Annotated in this window: 14 protein-coding genes; 6 read left to right on the top strand and 8 right to left on the bottom strand. The window is 46.3% G+C overall.

The features are described from left to right. Positions 1-43: 43 nt before the first annotated feature. From ESB13_RS20075 to ESB13_RS20065, 3 genes are all read left to right on the top strand, one after another. Positions 44-1324: a serine hydroxymethyltransferase gene (locus ESB13_RS20075; protein ID WP_129005489.1), complete on the top strand. Its 1281-nt coding sequence runs from the start codon at positions 44-46 to the stop codon at positions 1322-1324. 122 nt (positions 1325-1446) lie between these two features. Continuing rightward, positions 1447-1866 carry a DUF4293 domain-containing protein gene (locus ESB13_RS20070; RefSeq protein WP_129005488.1) on the top strand — a complete coding sequence of 140 codons (420 nt, stop codon included), beginning with the start codon at positions 1447-1449 and terminating at the stop codon, positions 1864-1866. Positions 1867-2083: 217 nt separating this feature from the next. Further along, positions 2084-2554: a PA2169 family four-helix-bundle protein gene (locus ESB13_RS20065; RefSeq protein WP_129005487.1), complete on the top strand. Its 471-nt coding sequence runs from the start codon at positions 2084-2086 to the stop codon at positions 2552-2554. A gap of 109 nt (positions 2555-2663) precedes the next feature. Here ESB13_RS20065 and uvrA read toward each other — a convergent pair whose 3' ends face one another. Next, on the bottom strand, positions 2664-5558 hold the full coding sequence (gene uvrA / locus ESB13_RS20060) for an excinuclease ABC subunit UvrA (protein WP_129005486.1): 2895 nt from the start codon (positions 5556-5558) through the stop codon (positions 2664-2666). A 227-nt stretch (positions 5559-5785) separates the two neighbouring features. On the opposite strand from uvrA, the gene ESB13_RS20055 reads away from it, so the two are divergent. The 3 genes from ESB13_RS20055 to ESB13_RS20045 all read left to right on the top strand — a co-directional run bounded on the left by ESB13_RS20055 (position 5786) and on the right by ESB13_RS20045 (position 8222). Further along, entirely contained in the window at positions 5786-6367 is a 582-nt protein-coding gene (locus ESB13_RS20055) for an RNA polymerase sigma factor (protein WP_129005485.1), read from the top strand. A gap of 153 nt (positions 6368-6520) precedes the next feature. Continuing rightward, complete coding sequence (locus tag ESB13_RS20050) at positions 6521-7414, top strand: ABC transporter ATP-binding protein (RefSeq protein ID WP_129005484.1); 894 nt, start codon at positions 6521-6523, stop codon at positions 7412-7414. A gap of 4 nt (positions 7415-7418) precedes the next feature. After that, the gene (locus tag ESB13_RS20045; protein ID WP_129005483.1) at positions 7419-8222 is read left to right on the top strand and encodes an ABC transporter permease; all 804 of its coding nucleotides are present in this window, start codon (positions 7419-7421) and stop codon (positions 8220-8222) included. Between the two features lie 38 nt (positions 8223-8260). On the opposite strand, the gene ESB13_RS20040 is transcribed toward ESB13_RS20045, so the two are convergent. The 7 genes from ESB13_RS20040 to ESB13_RS20010 all read right to left on the bottom strand — a co-directional run bounded on the left by ESB13_RS20040 (position 8261) and on the right by ESB13_RS20010 (position 17573). Beyond that, positions 8261-9208: a TIGR01777 family oxidoreductase gene (locus tag ESB13_RS20040; RefSeq protein ID WP_246022638.1), complete on the bottom strand. Its 948-nt coding sequence runs from the start codon at positions 9206-9208 to the stop codon at positions 8261-8263. Between the two features lie 95 nt (positions 9209-9303). Further along, positions 9304-11259 (bottom strand): cell division protein FtsZ, encoded by a 1956-nt coding sequence (gene ftsZ / locus ESB13_RS20035; RefSeq protein WP_129005482.1) that lies wholly within the window; start codon positions 11257-11259, stop codon positions 9304-9306. Positions 11260-11307: 48 nt separating this feature from the next. Continuing rightward, on the bottom strand, positions 11308-12681 hold the full coding sequence (ftsA, locus tag ESB13_RS20030; RefSeq protein WP_129005481.1) for a cell division protein FtsA: 1374 nt from the start codon (positions 12679-12681) through the stop codon (positions 11308-11310). A 57-nt stretch (positions 12682-12738) separates the two neighbouring features. Further along, positions 12739-13761, bottom strand: a complete 1023-nt coding sequence (locus ESB13_RS20025; protein WP_129005480.1) for a cell division protein FtsQ/DivIB — start codon at positions 13759-13761, stop codon at positions 12739-12741. Then, positions 13762-15141, bottom strand: a complete 1380-nt coding sequence (gene murC, locus ESB13_RS20020; RefSeq protein WP_129005479.1) for a UDP-N-acetylmuramate--L-alanine ligase — start codon at positions 15139-15141, stop codon at positions 13762-13764. Then, complete coding sequence (gene murG / locus ESB13_RS20015) at positions 15142-16248, bottom strand: undecaprenyldiphospho-muramoylpentapeptide beta-N-acetylglucosaminyltransferase (protein ID WP_129005478.1); 1107 nt, start codon at positions 16246-16248, stop codon at positions 15142-15144. It lies immediately after the preceding gene. 11 nt (positions 16249-16259) lie between these two features. Further along, positions 16260-17573, bottom strand: coding sequence for an FtsW/RodA/SpoVE family cell cycle protein (locus ESB13_RS20010; protein WP_129005477.1), 1314 nt, complete (start codon positions 17571-17573; stop codon positions 16260-16262). Positions 17574-17587: the final 14 nt, after the last annotated feature.

Here is a 17587-nt window from a genome sequence, read left to right as displayed (position 1 = left end):
TTTGTGGAAATTCAGTCTATTTTTGCGCCAAAATTAGCTTCACATGCAAAGGGATACCCTAGTCTTCGATCTGATCCGTAAAGAGCTGGAACGCCAGCGTCATGGTATTGAACTTATTGCCTCCGAAAACTTTACCAGTTTGCAGGTAATGCAGGCCATGGGAAATGTTATGACCAATAAATATGCGGAAGGTTATCCCGGCCGCCGTTATTATGGCGGATGCGAAATTGTAGACCAGACGGAACAACTGGCAATAGACCGCCTGAAACAGATCTTCGATATAGCGTACGCGAACGTACAGCCTCATAGTGGAGCGCAGGCTAATGCTGCTGTTGCCCTGGCCATTTTACAACCCGGCGATAATATTTTAGGCCTCGACCTGAGCATGGGCGGTCACCTCACCCATGGATCGGCCGTTAACTATAGCGGTAAATTATATAATCCTCATTTCTACGGCGTTAAGCGTGAAGATGGGCTGGTTGACTATGAAATGCTGGAAGCGAAAGCCCGCGAAATAAAACCCAAACTCATCATCTGCGGCGCGAGCGCCTATAGCCGCGACTGGGATTATGCCCGGATCCGCAAGGTTGCCGATGAGGTTGGCGCCCTGGTGATGGCTGATATTGCCCACCCGGCCGGCCTGATCGCCAAAAAAATATTGAAAGATCCTTTCGATCATTGTCATATCGTAACTTCTACTACCCACAAAACGCTTCGCGGCCCTCGTGGTGGTATTATCATGATGCGTAAGGATTTTGAAAATCCTTTTGGATTAACCGACAACAAAGGCAATATCCGCATGATGAGCAACCTGCTCGACCTGGCGGTATTCCCGGGTATCCAGGGCGGTCCGCTGGAACATGTGATTGCCGCTAAGGCTATCGCTTTCGGCGAAATCCTCAGCGACGAGTACACACAGTACGCACAGCAGATCGTGAAAAACGCACAGGCAATGTCTAAAGCGTTTACCGACAAAGGTTACGAGATTGTAAGCGGCGGTACTGATAACCACCTGATGCTGATTGACCTCCGTAACAAGAACATCAGCGGTAAAAAAGCGGAACAGGTGCTGGTTCAGGCCGATATCACTGCCAACAAGAACATGGTGCCTTATGACGACAAAAGTGCTTTCGTTACCAGTGGTATCCGTTTCGGCGTAGCCGCTATCACTACCCGTGGTATGAAAGAAGAGCATATGCAGTTTGTTGTTAACGCTATCGACAATGTACTGATGAATGCTGATGACGCTGCATTGATCGCGAAGGTGAAAGCTGAAGTGAATTCGTTTATGGGTCAGTTTGAGCTGTATCCTGAAATGGGATAGCATTGATGGCAGAAGAATAGTGCTTTTTTATTTTTTATTATACTATAGGAACAACTGCCTGCATTTATTGCGAACAATATAATATGGGCAGCTGTTCCTGGATTATAAACCGTAAGTAAACTATGATACAACGCATACAAACAATCTGGCTGCTGGTAGCTTCGGCCTGTGCTTTTCTTTCGTTGAAATTCTCTTTCTATAGTGGCGTGAAAGTAACAGAAACGGGAGAAGCCTATGTTGCACTTACAGGTCGCGATAACCTGTTGCTCACTATTCTTACTGTAGCAGTTGGAATTGCTTCCCTGCTCATGATCTTTTTTTACAAAGACAGGAAGCGCCAGTTATGGCTTACTGTTGCTACAACAGTTCTTGCCGTTGCCAATATTGTACTGTACTTTAAGGAAGTTGCTTTGTTCAAACCAGGGGGCAACTTTGCACTTACCGCTGTATTTACTTTTATTGTTCCGCTGTTCCTGGTACTTGCTATCAGGGGTATTTACAGGGATGATAAACTGATCAGGAGTGTGGATAGGCTGAGGTAGGCGTATAAACAGATCTTTTGAACCAAGATACCAGGCCATGCAAATTGCATGGCTTATTTTTTTCCCAAAATGCGGAAGATTTTTCCGTGGCGGCAGCCGGCAGGCATAGTGGGCAGGCGGAAGATGAATGGCATGGAATTTTAAGGAATAGCAGTAGAAGATAAAAATGGATGAACAGCAATGCAGCATCCATTATTCCTTACTAAAAATGTATACTATGAACACATCAACAACAGTAGTTAATGATTTTACTATTGAAGTCTTAAACGACCTGATCCAGATCCATAACGATCGTATTACAGGTTACACCAAAGCCATCGAAGAACTTAAACCTGAAGATTCAGATTTAAAGCCCCTGTTTGCTGATCTTATCAGCGAAAGTGAAAGTATAAAGGCCTCACTGATCTCAAATGTTCAGTCTGCAGGCGGTAGTATAGATACCGATACCACAGCCAGCGGTAAAATTTACCGGGCATGGATGGACGTTAAAGCCTTTTTTACAGGTCATACGCGCCATGCCGTTCTGGCCAGTTGCGAAGGCGGCGAAGACGCAGCACAAAAAGCATACAGAACAGCCCTGGAATCGGACGATATTTCAGGTGCATTAAAGACAGAACTCGCCAGCCAGCAACAAACTTTACGTGCCTCCCATGACAGGATCAAGGCACTACGTGACCAGGCAGCTTAAGCAAGCCCATGATGTTTGATTGATGTTTGAGGAAAACGGGAAAGGCTTTGCCTGAAGAAAGAGGTTGTATCACAAATACAACCTCTTCGTTTTATTATGTACGGCTGCTCTACAGAAATTTTCCTGTATGGCTGGCCTTTACTTTTTTCAATTCCTGCGGAACACCGGCAAATACAAGTGTACCACCGGCATCACCGGCTTCGGGGCCAAGATCTATCAGCCAGTCGGCACATTTTATAACATCGGTATTGTGTTCTATTACAAGCAGCGAATGTCCCTGTTCAATAAGCGCCTGGAAGGAAGCCAGCAGTTTCTTGATATCATGGAAATGAAGACCGGTAGTAGGCTCATCGAAGATGAAAAGTATTTGCCCCTGTGCTTTCCCCTTACCAAGAAAACTGGCAAGTTTTACCCTTTGCGCTTCACCGCCACTAAGCGTATCACTGCTCTGGCCCAGTTTAATGTAGCCCAAACCTACATCCTGCAATGGCTGGATGGCTTTGCTGATAGACTTCTCGTCTTTGAAGAATTCCAACGATTCATCTACACTCATTTCAAGCACATCGTAAATGCTCTTGTCTTTATAAGTGACTTCGAGTACTTCCTCTTTGAATTTTTTGCCACCGCATACTTCACAGGTAAGATGCACATCGGCAAGAAACTGCATTTCTACCACTTGTTCGCCTTCCCCTTTACAGGCATCGCAACGTCCGCCATCTACGTTAAATGAAAAGTGTTTCGGCTGGAAGCCACGCACTTTAGACATTGGTTGTTTGGCATATAACTCACGGATATCATCGTAGGCTTTGATATAGGTTACAGGGTTACTTCTGGACGATTTACCAATGGGGTTCTGATCTACCAATTCTATCTGGCTGATAGTATCGGTAGCGCCGGTGATAGCTTTATGGAAACCTACTTTATCTGCGGGCTCGCCCTTCATCTTTTTCAATGCGGGATAAAGGATCTGTTTTACCAACGTTGTTTTGCCGCTTCCGCTTACACCGGTTACCACGCATAATACATTCAGCGGGAATTCAACCGTGATATCTTTCAGGTTATTCTGACGCGCGCCTTCCACCACAATACTTTGCTTCCATTTGCGTACAGATTTAGGTGGTTCTATTTTCAGTTCTCCTTTCAGATATCTTCCTGTTAAACTTTTAGGGTTTGCGGTAAGCTCGTCGTAATTACCTACAGCTACAACTTCGCCGCCCAGGTGCGAAGCCAGGGGTCCCATATCAATGATATGATCTGCCTGGCGCATCATCATGTCGTCATGTTCCACTACCACCACGGTATTGCCTAATTCGCGCAATTGCTTCAACACAGCGATCAGGCGTTCGGTATCTCTTGAATGCAAACCTATTGACGGCTCATCGAGAATATATAACGAATTTGTAAGGTTACTGCCCAGGCTGCGCGTTAACTGTATACGCTGGCTTTCTCCCCCGCTGAGTGAGTTGGCGAGACGGCTTAGCGTAAGATAACCCAGGCCAACATCGATAAGCGTTTGTAAGCGCTGGTTTACTTCGAGCAGTATTCTTTTTGCGATCTGCTGTTCGTGCTCTGTCAGGTCAAGCGCTGCAAACCACGCTTTAAGATCACGTACCTGCCAGTTACAGAGCTCTCCTATATGCTTTCCTCCAACCTTAATATAAAGCGCTTCTTTGCGAAGTCTCGAGCCTTCGCAGTCCGGGCACGAAGTGCGTCCGCGGTAACGGCTCAACAATACCCTGTATTGTACTTTATAAAGGTTTTGCTCTACTTCTTTAAAGAAGTCGCGGATACCATAAACATTGCTTTTACCCGACCATAACAGCTTATACTGTTCTGCCGAAAGATCTGCAATGGGTTTATGAATAGGAAAATCGATCAGCCTGGCACCTTTAACAAACTGGTCGCGCCACCAGCCTAACTTTTCTCCCTTCCATGGAGCTACGGCGCCTTCGTATACACTTAATCTTCTGTCGGGGATCACCAGTTCTTCATCGATCCCCAATACCTGTCCAAAACCTTCACAGGTAGGGCAGGCGCCATAAGGGTTATTAAAAGAAAAGAGATTGGGTACCGGCTCTTCAAAGGTCATATCATCCAGCTCAAACTTGTTGCTGAAGTGTACCATTTCGGTGCCGTTCACCTCAACATATACTTCACCCTCCCCTTCATAGAAGGCGGTATTGATGGAATCGGATAAACGGTGCTGATCGTCTTCTTCGAAAGGTTTAATGACAATCCTGTCGATAAGCAGGTACAGGGGCAATGCTGTATTCTTTGCCTTCGCAGTTTTTCCTTTTGGCGCTTTTGCACCTGCCAGTTTTGCCATCAGTTCTTTTTCATCCATCTCCAGCAGGTCTTCGATACGCAGCGGCTCGCCGGCTTCACCGGGATGGCGCAGGTACATACGGCTAAAACCTTTCTGCAAAAGAATATTCAGTTCTTCGCGCACATCGCGGTTGGCATGCTGTTTAAACGAAACCAGGATAACCACGCGGTAGCCTTCGGGAAGGTTAACGATAGCATTTACCACATCGGTAACATCGTCTTTCTTCACTTCGCGACCCGATACCGGGGAAATGGTTTTACCAACACGTGCAAAAAGCAGGCGCAGGTAGTCATAAATTTCGGTCATACTGCCCACCGTACTCCTGGGGGTACGGGTGATCACCTTTTGTTCAATGGCGATGGCCGGACAAAGCCCTTTGATATAATCCACGTCGGGTTTTGCCATGCGCGACATGAACTGACGGGCGTAGGCGCTAAGGCTTTCTGCATACCTACGCTGCCCTTCGGCAAACAGGGTATCGATGGTAAGAGAAGACTTACCGCTGCCCGATACGCCCGTTACCACAATAAAACGGTTCCTCGGGAAAGAAACCGTTACATCCTTAAGATTATGAATACGAGCGCCTTTTACCAGAATTGCATCCTGTGGAGCTGGTGTATTATCTGTTGTTTTTTGTTGTTTTTTCTTTTTTTCTGCCGCTGTACGATTCGCTTCCATTCCGTTTATTTAAACTATTTATATAAACTGCCACCAAAACAATGCCTTTTTGTTCAAATTTCTTCACAAATCTTTTACATTTTCCATGCAGCTAACTTGTGTGTATATTGTAAATTCACATTGCATTCACAATTAAACCTCATTTGCGTATAGATAGAACCTTTACTCAGGCACGATATTTTTTATATTATTAAAAAACGCAGGTCATAACCCAAAAGGCCCCCGTTATGAGAAGGTTCAATCAATATACTGACACGCAACTTATTCATGCTTTTCATGAAGGTGATAAATATGCTTTTGAAGCATTGATCACACGTTATAAAGATAAACTGTTCAGTTCGATTTTGTACCTGGTAAAGGACAAATACCTGGCAGAAGATCTTTTCCAGGAAACATTTATCCGCATCATCGATACCATACGCGGCAAACGTTATAACGAGGAAGGAAAGTTTCTTCCATGGGCTATGCGGATAGCGCATAACCTGTGTGTGGACTATTTCCGCAAGATCAGGCGTTTACCTGCTATTGTAGACAGCGACAACAATGATGTATTTGAATGGCTGTTGGTTTCGGATGATAACCAGGAGCAAAAGATCATCAGGCAGCAAAGCCATGATCGTGTGCACCGGATGCTGCAGGAGTTACCGGAAGAACAGAGAGAAGTAATTGTATTACGCCATTTTGGAGACATGAGTTTCAAGGAAATTGCAGCAACTACCAATTGTAGTATCAACACTGCATTGGGACGTATGCGCTACGGTTTGATAAATCTGCGGCGGATGATGACGGAGAGACAGATCGCTTTGTAATGCGTTTGGGGTTACCCTGTTTTGCATAGGCTTCAAAATATTTGGGACCAACAGGCAGTCATAAATGCCGTTGGTCCTTTTTCATTCTGGTAATTACCCTCATTGTATTGTATATTGTTAGCCATAATACGTTTAAAACCGGCAAATCAACTTATGGCTGATATTCTCGCCTTACAAGGCATCACCAAATTTTATGGTTCTGTGCAGGCGCTGAACGATGTTTCATTCACTGTCCCCGGCGGCAGTGTTTTTGGCATCCTGGGCCCTAACGGAAGCGGCAAGACAACCTTACTGGGTATTGTAACAGATGTACTGAAAGCATCTTCAGGTACTTATAGTTTCCTGGGGCAAACATCTTCGTCAGCGGTACGCAAACAGATAGGTACATTGTTGGAAACGCCCAACTTCTATCATTATTTATCGGCAGTACACAACCTGCGCATTGCTGCTGAAATAAAAGGAGCGGGATATGACCGCATAGACGCGGTACTTCAGCAGGTAGGCCTGTATGAACGCAGGAACAGCAAATTCAGCACCTTTTCATTGGGAATGAAACAGCGGCTGGCTATTGGCGCGGCCTTACTTGGCGATCCTGAAATACTTGTTCTTGACGAGCCTACCAATGGACTTGACCCGGTAGGTATTGCCGAGATCCGCCAACTCATTATGCAGCTGGCAGGCGGAGGCAAAACCATTATCATGGCCAGTCACCTGCTCGATGAAGTGGAAAAAGTATGTACCCATGTGGCCATCCTGAAAAAAGGAAAGCTGTTAACTGCGGGGCATGTTAACGAAGTACTCGTAAACGAAGACATCGTAGTAACAGGCGCTTCGAACCTTTCCGCGCTGGAAGCCGCATTGAGGCTGTTACCAGGTGGATACAACATAAAACAGCAGGATGGTACATTACAGCTGCTCTATCCTATTGGCACTGCCAACCTGGAAGCTATTAACCAACATTGCTTTTCACAGGGGGTGGTTTTAAACCAGCTCCAGCTAAAGAGGAAAAGCCTGGAAACCAAATTCTTTGAACTTACCAACTCCTGATCATATGTGGCAACTGTTAAAAATAGAATGGCTTAAAGTAAAGAATTACCGCACCTTCTGGATACTTGCCGGGTTATTTGTGATAAGTGTTGTGGGACTTAATTCTATTGTGCATGAATTTCAAGTCGCAAAACCAGGTACTAAAGGCATGGATGCTGCTGCTGCCATGTTACTGGGCGCTCCTCCCTTCCGCTTTCCCGATGTATGGCATACCGTTTCGTGGCTAAGCGGCTTTATGTTGTTTATTCCTTGTTTACTCATTGTGATATTAACAACCAATGAATTCAATTTCAAGACCCATCGTCAGAATGTCATCGACGGTTTAAGCCGCACCGAGTTTGTGATAGCAAAGATCGCCGATGTGGTTGTAATAGCGCTGGCCAGCACTATTATCGTAGCTATTACCGTCTTGATATTTGGCTTTGCAGAAGGCAATGCCTCCTTCAGCTTCGACAAGGCCGAATACCTGTTGTATTTTTTCATCCAGGCACTTAGCTATGGCAGTGTTGCATTGCTGATGTCGGTATTATTCAAACGGTCGGGTATCACTATCGGCATATTGTTCCTGTACATCTCTGTACTGGAACGTTTAGTGCAATGGCTCTTCATCAAAACTGGCTTGCCCGATGCAGGGGACTTCCTGCCACTGCGGTCGGTGAGCAACCTGATACCATTTCCATTCTTAAAAGTTATTACAAGCCAGATGTTCAAATACCAGGACACTTTGTATCTACTGATTGCAGCATTTATATACCTCGCACTGTATGTGTTTGTTGTAAAAAAGCGATTCGAAACAGTGGACCTATAGAATATAAAAAAGCCGGAGTTATTTTTTCTCCGGCTTTTTTATTCTTCGCTATCCAGCTCTTCCAATGCAGGCACCAGCGAGGGGTATAGAAAGAGAAAGCCTGCTGCTTTTATTTTCGCGGCGCTGATGGTGGCGCTTTTGAGCACTTCAATACTCATTTCTCCCAGCATCGCTTTCAGAACAAAGGCCGGAACGTGTACTGCTATGAAGCTTTTATTTCTTAATTGTTTCGCCAGGGCCAGCACCACTGCTTTACTGCTAGCAGGAGATGGCGCTACGGCGTTATAAGGACCAGCCAACTGTTCGTTCTCCAACGCATAGATGTACATGCGGCAAAGGTCCCCGATATGGATCCAGCTCATCACCTGTTCTCCTGAACCCATAATGGTAGCGATTCCAAACTTCAGCGGCTTTTTAAATTCAGCAATTACACCACCATCGTTGCTAAGCACCAGGCCGGTACGAAGTATTACCAGTCGTTTTCCCATTTCGGCAAAAGGCGCTACACTTTCTTCCCATAGTTTACAGGTTTCGCCCAGGAAGCCCGGTGCGGGGGGAAGGTTTTCTTCAAATCCTTCTGTTTGAACGCGTTGCTTGTCGGCAGCATACCAGCCAATGGCGGAAGCGCTGACCACCGTTTTGAGACGGGATGAAGATTGGCGGGCTGCTTTTACCAACAAGGCGCTGCTTTCTGTACGGCTTTTTACAATTTCAGCTTTACGCTTTTCGGTCCACTTGCTGTCTGCCACACCCGCACCTGCGAGGTGAATGATATGATCGGCTTCTGCTACGGCAGAAGGATCTATATAACCTGTTTCCAGGTTCCATTCTTTATAGGAAACGCCCGTGCGGGGTTTTTGTGCTGCGACGTTACGGGTAAGAACAATTACCTGGTAACCTTTGGCAACGAGCATGGTCGTTAATCTCTTACCAACAGTGCCCGTTCCGCCTGTAATTAATACAGTAGGCATACTTAGCTTTTCCATTACAACAAATGATTGGGGGTAATGTTATAAAAAAAATCCCTCCCGGCAAAACGGGAGGGAACAACAACTAAAAAACACGATCTCAAGGGTACTGATTAATCTGGTTTTTTTCCGTCCAGAAACGTATTCAGTGATGATATTTTCGTTTCGTTATTATCATCGGTTTTTACAGTGTATTTACTATAAAAGTTTTCTACTGAAGTAAGTGTATTGCCGAACAGGTCCATGTTCCGCCTGATATAGGCAGGAACAGATTCAAACTCATTGTTCGGATCAGAAGTATTCATATTGAAAGAAAGCTGGCGGAGCTTTTGAATACGCTCTGCTGCTCTTCTTTTCTGGTCTTCTTCATCGTCATGAATGTCGAAGGTGGTGATAGCCGCTGTTGGCTGTACAGGCGCACTGTCTTCTTTGATCACCAGCTGAAATTCATTACCTTCTTCGGCGTGCGGATCGGGCTGGGCAGGCTGTTGCTGGGCAAAAGGCTGCTGCACCGGCGGTTGCTGTGCGGGAGGCTGCGGCGACGTATGCTGGTGTGGCATTGGCTGCTGCTGAACCGGTTGCTGTGGCGCAGGCGCCTGAGGCATTACAGGCTGATAAGGCTGCTGTACTGGCTGCGGCGCTACCGGTTGCTGCTGTACAGGCTGTTGTTGCTGTACGGGCGGCTGCTGGGCGGCACGTTGCTGCTCGGAGTAAATATTGGCAGGTTTGCTCAGAAAGCCGGTAAAGACATTGCTTACGGGTTTTTCCACGTATTGCATCGTCGGCTCTTCAGGCTGTGCCGGCGCCTGCGGAAGTGGCTTTACTTCGGCAGTAATGTCGGTAGACAGCTCAAAGCGGTATACGCCATCTGCCGATGGTTGTGGCAGGGGCGCGATCTCTTCGGGCTTTTGTTCTACAATCACCGGCGGCATAGTGGTATCGGCCAGGCGGGGAGCAAAAGGATCTTTTTCTTCAAAAGGAAGTGACTGCTGTGATTGAGCGGTTGGCTTTTTCTCTGCACCGTCAATATCCAGCGTCATAATGATCTTCTCTTCTTTTGGGGCAACCTGTTGTGCAACAGCAGGCCTCCTTTCAAAAGGATCTTTATGTTCGAAACCTGTAGCAATAAGTGTGATACCTATTTTGCGGTCCAGGTCATTATCATAGCCCATACCTACAATCACGTCGGTGTTCTCACCGGCCTGCATACGCAGATGGGTATTGATCACTTCAAGCTCGTCCATGGTACACTCATGTTCACCTTCGGCGCTGTTGATATTGATGAGGATCCATTTGGCGCCCCTGATATCATTATCATTTAGCAATGGAGAGCTTAGCGCTTCTTCAATAGCACGCTGCGCCCTGTCTTCACCTTCTACGAAGGCACTACCCAGGATGGCAACACCACCATTCTTCATTACCGTGCAAACGTCGGCGAAGTCAACGATGATATGACCACGGCTATTGATGATATCAGTGATACATTTGGCAGCTGTGGCCAATACGTTATCAGCCTTGCCAAATGCTTCTTTCATTTTCAGGTTGCCGTACTGCATCCTCAGTTTATCATTGCTGATCACCAGCAATGTATCTACATATGGTTCCAGCTGTTTGATACCCAATTCGGCCTGTTGCTGCCTGCGGGGGCCTTCGAATCCGAAAGGTGTGGTAACAATACCAACCGTAAGGATACCCAGCTCGCGGCAGATCTGTGCAATGATAGGTGCACCACCGGTACCGGTACCGCCACCCATACCTGCGCAAATGAATGCCATTTTGGTATTCACCTCCAGGATGCGTTTTATTTCTTCCAGCGATTCTTCAGTCGCCTGCTTGCCCACTTCAGGGTTGGCACCTGCACCAAGCCCCTGTGTAAGATGGGGCCCGAGCTGGATTTTATTTGGAATTGCGCTTTGTTCGAGTGCCTTGGCATCTGTATTACAGATAATGAAATCAACACCCTCGATGTCCTGCGCGAACATGTAGTTCACGGCATTACTTCCTCCGCCGCCAACACCAAGTACTTTGATGATGGACGACTTTTGCTTTGGCAGATCAAAGTGTATCATAGTCGGAATTTTGTATTTGGATTAGTAAGTATTAAACGTTCAGAATGATTATCGGATTTCATGGTCCCCCTCTTCTTTAAACAAATCGATGATACCATCTTTGAATTTATCCCAGAAGTTAAGTCCCCTGCGTTTCTTCATGTCAACAGTTTCAGCAGCGGCAGCTACAGCAATAGTTTCTGCCACTTCTTCTTTTTTCAGGCTTTCGGGTACATCCACTTTTTTAAAGCGGTTGTCAAATTCTTTTTTCTTATGCTCGTAATCGCTGTATCCTTTAAGGATAAGACCGATACAGGTAGCATACATGGGTTTCTTGAGTTCATCGATGTGGTTCACTGCAAGATGCTCATTTGGTAAGCCCATGCGCGCATTCAGCCCGGTAACATATTCTGTTAACTGGATGAGATGCTTCAGCTGGGAGCCACCACCTGTTAAAATGATACCACCGTTTAAAGAACGACTGTCCAATCCTACCTGCTTCAGGTGATAGGTAACAAAGTCCAGTATTTCGCTCATTCTGGCCTGGATAATATTAGCCAGGTTTTTAACGCTTATCTCTTTAGCCGGCATGCCTTTTAACCCGGGAATGGTGATGAATGCATTTGCTTTTGCTTCATCAGACAAGGCGCTGCCGAACTGTACTTTCATGGCTTCTGCCTGGCTCTTCAGCACACCCAGTCCCATGCGGATATCGTTGGTGATGTTCTCACCACCAAAAGGGATCACCGCTGTATGTTTCAGGATGCCTTCGTAAAAAACAGCCAGATCAGAGGTTCCGCCTCCAATGTCGAGGATGGCTACACCTGCCTCCATATCAACTTCGCTCATAACTGCAGAAGCTGAAGCGAGGGGCTGCAGCACCAGGTCTTTTGTTTTAAGACCACTTCTTTCCACAGACCGGTTGATATTACGGATGGCGTTCCTGTCGCCGGTGATGATATGGAAGTTAGCTCCCACCTTCACACCGTTATAACCTACCGGGTGTTTAATGTTCTGAAAGTTGTCGACATGAAAATCCTGTGGGATCACATCAATGATCTGATCACCGGCAGGAATAAAAGTTTTGCGCTGGTTATCGATCAGCTGATCAATTTCCCAACGTTCGATCTCTGTTTCAGAGTCCTGGCGAACAATATCTCCGCGCGTTTGCAGGCTTTTAATATGATGTCCGGCAATACCCACGTACACCTCGTTGATCTCCAGGTCGGGGTTGCTCTCATAACAGTTTGTCAAAGCCTGTTGAATAGCTTTGATCGTCTGGTCGATATTGAGTACCTGGCCATGTTGTACGCCACTGCTGTTGGCGCGGCCAAAGCCCAATATCTCGAGCTTGCCATATTCATTTTTTCGCCCGGCAATAGCAGCAATCTTAGTTGTGCCTATGTCCAGTCCCACTATGATAGGCGCTTCATTCGGGTTCATAGATACGTGTTTTAGTTGTTTGTTGTTGTTTATCAAGAAATAGTTGTTGTCTCCTTTTTAATGTCTCGCAGGCATTACTGCCCTTGGTTGTTTTTTAGGCTTGCCACCTTTTTGGGGTGGCGCTGCCGGTTTGGGTTTAGGTGTCTGCCTGTTCACCGCCGTGCCTGGTTTCGGCTGCTGAGCCGTTTTAGGCGCCGGAGGCGGCGTTGTTACTACTGCCGGTTTTTTCATTGTATCTGCTGCAGGTATTCCTCCTGCCATAATGATACTGTTCGTTAATTCCTGCATCGCCGTTGCCGAGTCTATCACCGGTTTACCCTCCCCCTTTCTTACGGCAACTATCTGCCCCTCGTATTGTACATCTACCTTTTCATATTTTTCAAATCCATTTTTTGCCCATACCTGTTTATAAAAACTATAGAGCTTATTCAATTTTGTTTCTACATCCGTTGCCGGCCCCAGTTCTATCACCTGGTTACCCAGTTGCGGTATCAGCTGATAGGTGCGTTGCGGCGTTATGTCTACCTGTGATATCAGCTCCATCCAGAAAGGATGCGCTGCTATCGTCGTCGCCAGCAGCTTGATATCCTTTAACACGGCGCTATCAGGAGCAGACAGCCTTCCCTTGTTACCTGGAAAGGAGGTGAACACCGGAACCCGTGCCGTAAGCCTGTCGCTTAAAGGAAGCCTGGTTCCACTGCTGTCGATGTAAAACGATTGCCCCTGAAGCGTAAACACCCTTGCCAGCGGCTCACGCTCTGTTATCTTTACCTGCAGCACCTGGTTATTATCAAAGAACAATTCCGCTTCTTTAATCCAGGTATCTGCTCTTACTGTACGTTCCAGGCTTCGCAGCGGAATAGATGCTATTGCCCTTCCTTTTACAGCGCCTGCCTTATTAAGCAGTTGCAATACCTGTTTTTCATCTACAAACACATGCTCCTCGGCGCCTTCGATCTCGATATGGATATCGGCGCAATGAAGACTGTCCTTTTTTTGTGCCGCTGCTACCAGCAGTACAATAATGCCTACCGCCAGTAAACACCAGGCAATGGTTTGTATTTTCTTCCTCCAGCTCATTTATTCAACAGCTGTTTGCATTAGTACCTGCTTCACCGGTAATACCAGCGCATCAATATCTCCTGCACCTGCCATGACCACCAGCCCTGGTTTATGTTCTGCCAGGTAAGTGAGCATTTCTTCCTTAGCCAATAACTTTTTATCTGCACGTTGCATGTATCCTGCGATGAGGTTACTTGTAACACCTTCCACCGGTAATTCGCGTGCGGGATAAATTGGTAATAGTATTACTTCATCAGCAAGATCAAGACTCTCTGCAAATTCTCTTGCGAGATCCTTTGTTCTGCTGAACAGATGCGGCTGAAATACTACAGTACATTTTTGGGAACCATATAAACTTCTCACACCTGTGATCAATGCCTTCAATTCTTCGGGATGGTGTGCATAATCATCTATCAATACCGGTGCCGTTTGATGCATTTCCGGAAGATAATATTCAAATCTGCGCTTAACCCCTCTGAAAGCAGCTACTGCTGCTTTGATCTTATCATCACTTATACCCAGTTGTTTCGCAACTGTTATAGCAGCAATACTGTTTTCTACATTATGTAACCCACCCATAAGCAACTTTATATTTTCAAGCTGCCAGCCGCGGGCTTTTATATTATAGATATAAGCACCTTCTTCTACGCGAAGGGATGTTACATAAACATCGGCGTTGTTGTTGTCGAAGCTATACGTGATATGGCTTGGCGCCTTCAGCTCCTCACCTCTCGACAATCCATATTTACTGATCAAACAGCCACCTGGTTTTATTTTCCCGGCAAATTGTATAAAAGCATTTTCAACTTCTTCAGGTGTTCCATAAATATCCAGGTGGTCGGGATCCATTGCTGTGATCACCGCAATATCGGGCACCAGTTTCAGAAAGCTGCGATCGTATTCATCGGCTTCAATAACTGCGGTATTCTTTTCACTGCTCCAGAAATTAGTCTGGTAATTAGCAGAGATACCACCCAGGAAAGCATTACAACCGAATTCACTGTGGCGCAACAAATGCGCTACCATGGTGCTGATGGTTGTTTTGCCGTGCGTTCCGCCAACACAGATATTAAAAGAACTTTCAGTGATCCATTGCAATACATCGCTGCGCTTTACCACTTCATAGCCGTGTTCGCGATAATACACCAGTTCTTCCTGGCTCGCAGGAATAGCGGGCGTATATACTACCACATCAACATCCTTTGGCAAAGCTTCCATATCGGCAGTATAGTGTACGGGAATACCTTCAACTACCAATGCCTTGGTGAGCGGGGTCTCCGTGCGGTCGTAACCACTTACCCTTGCGCCGCGGAACATAAAATACCTTGCCAGGGCGCTCATTCCAATGCCGCCGATACCTATAAAATAAATTTTCTTTATCTGCTCCAGCTTTGTCATTTACGAGGCTGTGTTCTTTTTTATATATGCTAATACCTCAGTGGCAATCACATCATCTGCATTCGTGACGGCCAGCCGGGCAATATTGTTCCTCAATTTTTCCTGCTTTGCTTCATCCATGGCCAACTGCGTGATGGCGGGAAAAAGTTTCGCCTTCACTTCATCGTCTTTTACCATCAGCGCCGCTTCCTTATCAACCAGGTATTTTGCATTCATAGTCTGATGATCTTCGGCAGCAAACGGATAAGGCACAAAGACTGTTGGCTTTTTCACTACACACAATTCGCTTACCGCCATAGCGCCCGCGCGTGAAATCACAACATCGGCAGCTGCATACCCCTTCTCCATTTCCACGATGAAATCGTTCACCCATATGTTAGAAATAGCATCACCCCTGTGTTTATAGGCCTGGGCTCCTGTTTTCCCTGTTTGCCATATCAGCTGCAGGTTAAGGGTCGCCAGGTCACGCACATGACTTGAAATGGCTTCATTGATACTGCGCGCACCCAGGCTTCCACCTACCACGAGTATTGTTTTTTTGTTTTCCGCCAGGCCAAAGAAGGCAAGCGCTTCGGCACGGCTGATATCCGCTCCGGCAATCGACTTGCGAACAGGGTTACCCGTGATCTGCAGTTTGCCGGCAGGAAAGAATTTTTCCATTCCTTCGCTGGCAACAAATACCCGCACAGCTTTCTTACCTAACAGGATATTACTCTTCCCGGCAAAAGAATTACTCTCATGAATGAACGTAGGAATATTTCTTTGCTGCGCCACCCTTAATACCGGAAAGCTGGAATACCCTCCTACTCCTATCACCGCATCCGGTTTAAAGCCACTGATAATGCTGCGTACCTGGAAGAAACTTTTGATGAGCTTAAATGGAAGAGAAAGGTTTTTAAACAGCGAACTGCGGTTAAAACCTGCAATATCAATTCCTTTTATATCATAGCCGGCTTGTGGTACGCGCTCCATTTCCATTTTGCCTTTGGCGCCTACAAACAGGAACTGCGTATCGGGCTGCTGCTGCCTGATAGCATTGGCAATGGCGATAGCCGGGAATATGTGCCCGCCTGTACCACCTCCTGCTATGATAATTCTGTTACTCATACATTTATTATTTATGCCGTTACTACTGCTGTTTTAGCAGCCGTATCGGCAGTCACAGGCAGAGGTTCTTCTTTACCCTCCATCTGTTCCAGGTTTCTGGCTACACTCAAAATAATTCCGATAGCTGCACAGGTAAAGAGGAAAGAACTGCCCCCCATACTCACCAGCGGCAGGGTTACCCCCGTTACCGGAACAATATTTACGTTTACCGCCATATTCGCCAACGCCTGTATCACCAGCGTAAAGCTTAGTCCTAATGCCAGGAAAGCCCCAAAGGCATAAGGACATCGGCGGAAGATCCTGATACACCGGAAGAGGAACAGCAGGTAAATGAACACTATAAATGCTCCCCCCAGCAATCCATACTCTTCAATGATGATCGAATAAATAAAGTCGTTATAAGCCTGCGGCAGGTAGTTCCGCTGCCGGCTGTTACCGGGTCCCAGGCCAAACACCACTCCCCCGTTGGCTATCGCCATCTTGGCCTGTTGTACCTGGTAAGGCACTTCTTCATCTTTCGCATATATAAAATCCTGGACACGTTTGACCCAGGTTTTAAAACGAATCAGTACTCCGCCGGTTTCCACCGTAGCGGTTTTAACGGTAGGCCTTACTCCTTCCCTGGCTCCACCGTCGTAGGTCGAAACAGCAACACCTATCAGCAGTGCTATAGGTATTGCAGCCAGCCCAACTACTAATAAAATATGTTTCACACTCACCCTGCCTATGAAAAGCAACAACAGCGAAATAGCTCCTGTTAGCAATGCATTCGACAGGTTCGCCGGCATAATGAGTATACAGGTAATGGCTACAGGGGTTATCAATGGAAGAAATCCTTTCCTGAAATCCTTGATCACCTCCTGCTTCTTACTCAGTTGCCTCGACAGATACATAAACAGCGCCAGCTTGGCCAGGTCGCTCGTTTGTATTGTCATATTAATAACAGGCAGTTTTATCCACCGGCTGCCATCGTTGATCTTTGCACCGAAGAACAATGTATAGATCAGGAGCGGCACCGATATCATAAATAAAATGGTTGCCACCCTCGAGTAAACAGTATAGTTCACGCGGTGCAGGAAATAGATCAGCAGTATTCCCAGAATGATAAACGAAAGCTGCTTGAACAGGTAAACCTCTGTATTCCCTTTATACATTTTATAAGCAAGTGAGCCTGTAGCGCTGTAAACCACGAGCAGTGAAATAAGCGCCAGCAGTATAACGATACCCCAGATAAATTTATCCCCCCTGGTTTTACTCATGAGGTTGCCCTTCGCATCTTCAACAGAGGCAAACTGGCTGAATAATTTATCTGTGGTTTCTGTCATTCAGTATACTTATA

The organism is Filimonas effusa (assembly GCF_004118675.1).
Lineage (GTDB): Bacteria > Bacteroidota > Bacteroidia > Chitinophagales > Chitinophagaceae > Filimonas > Filimonas effusa.
Note: the sequence above shows the minus strand (reverse complement) of the source record. Positions and strands in the feature narration are given on the sequence as shown.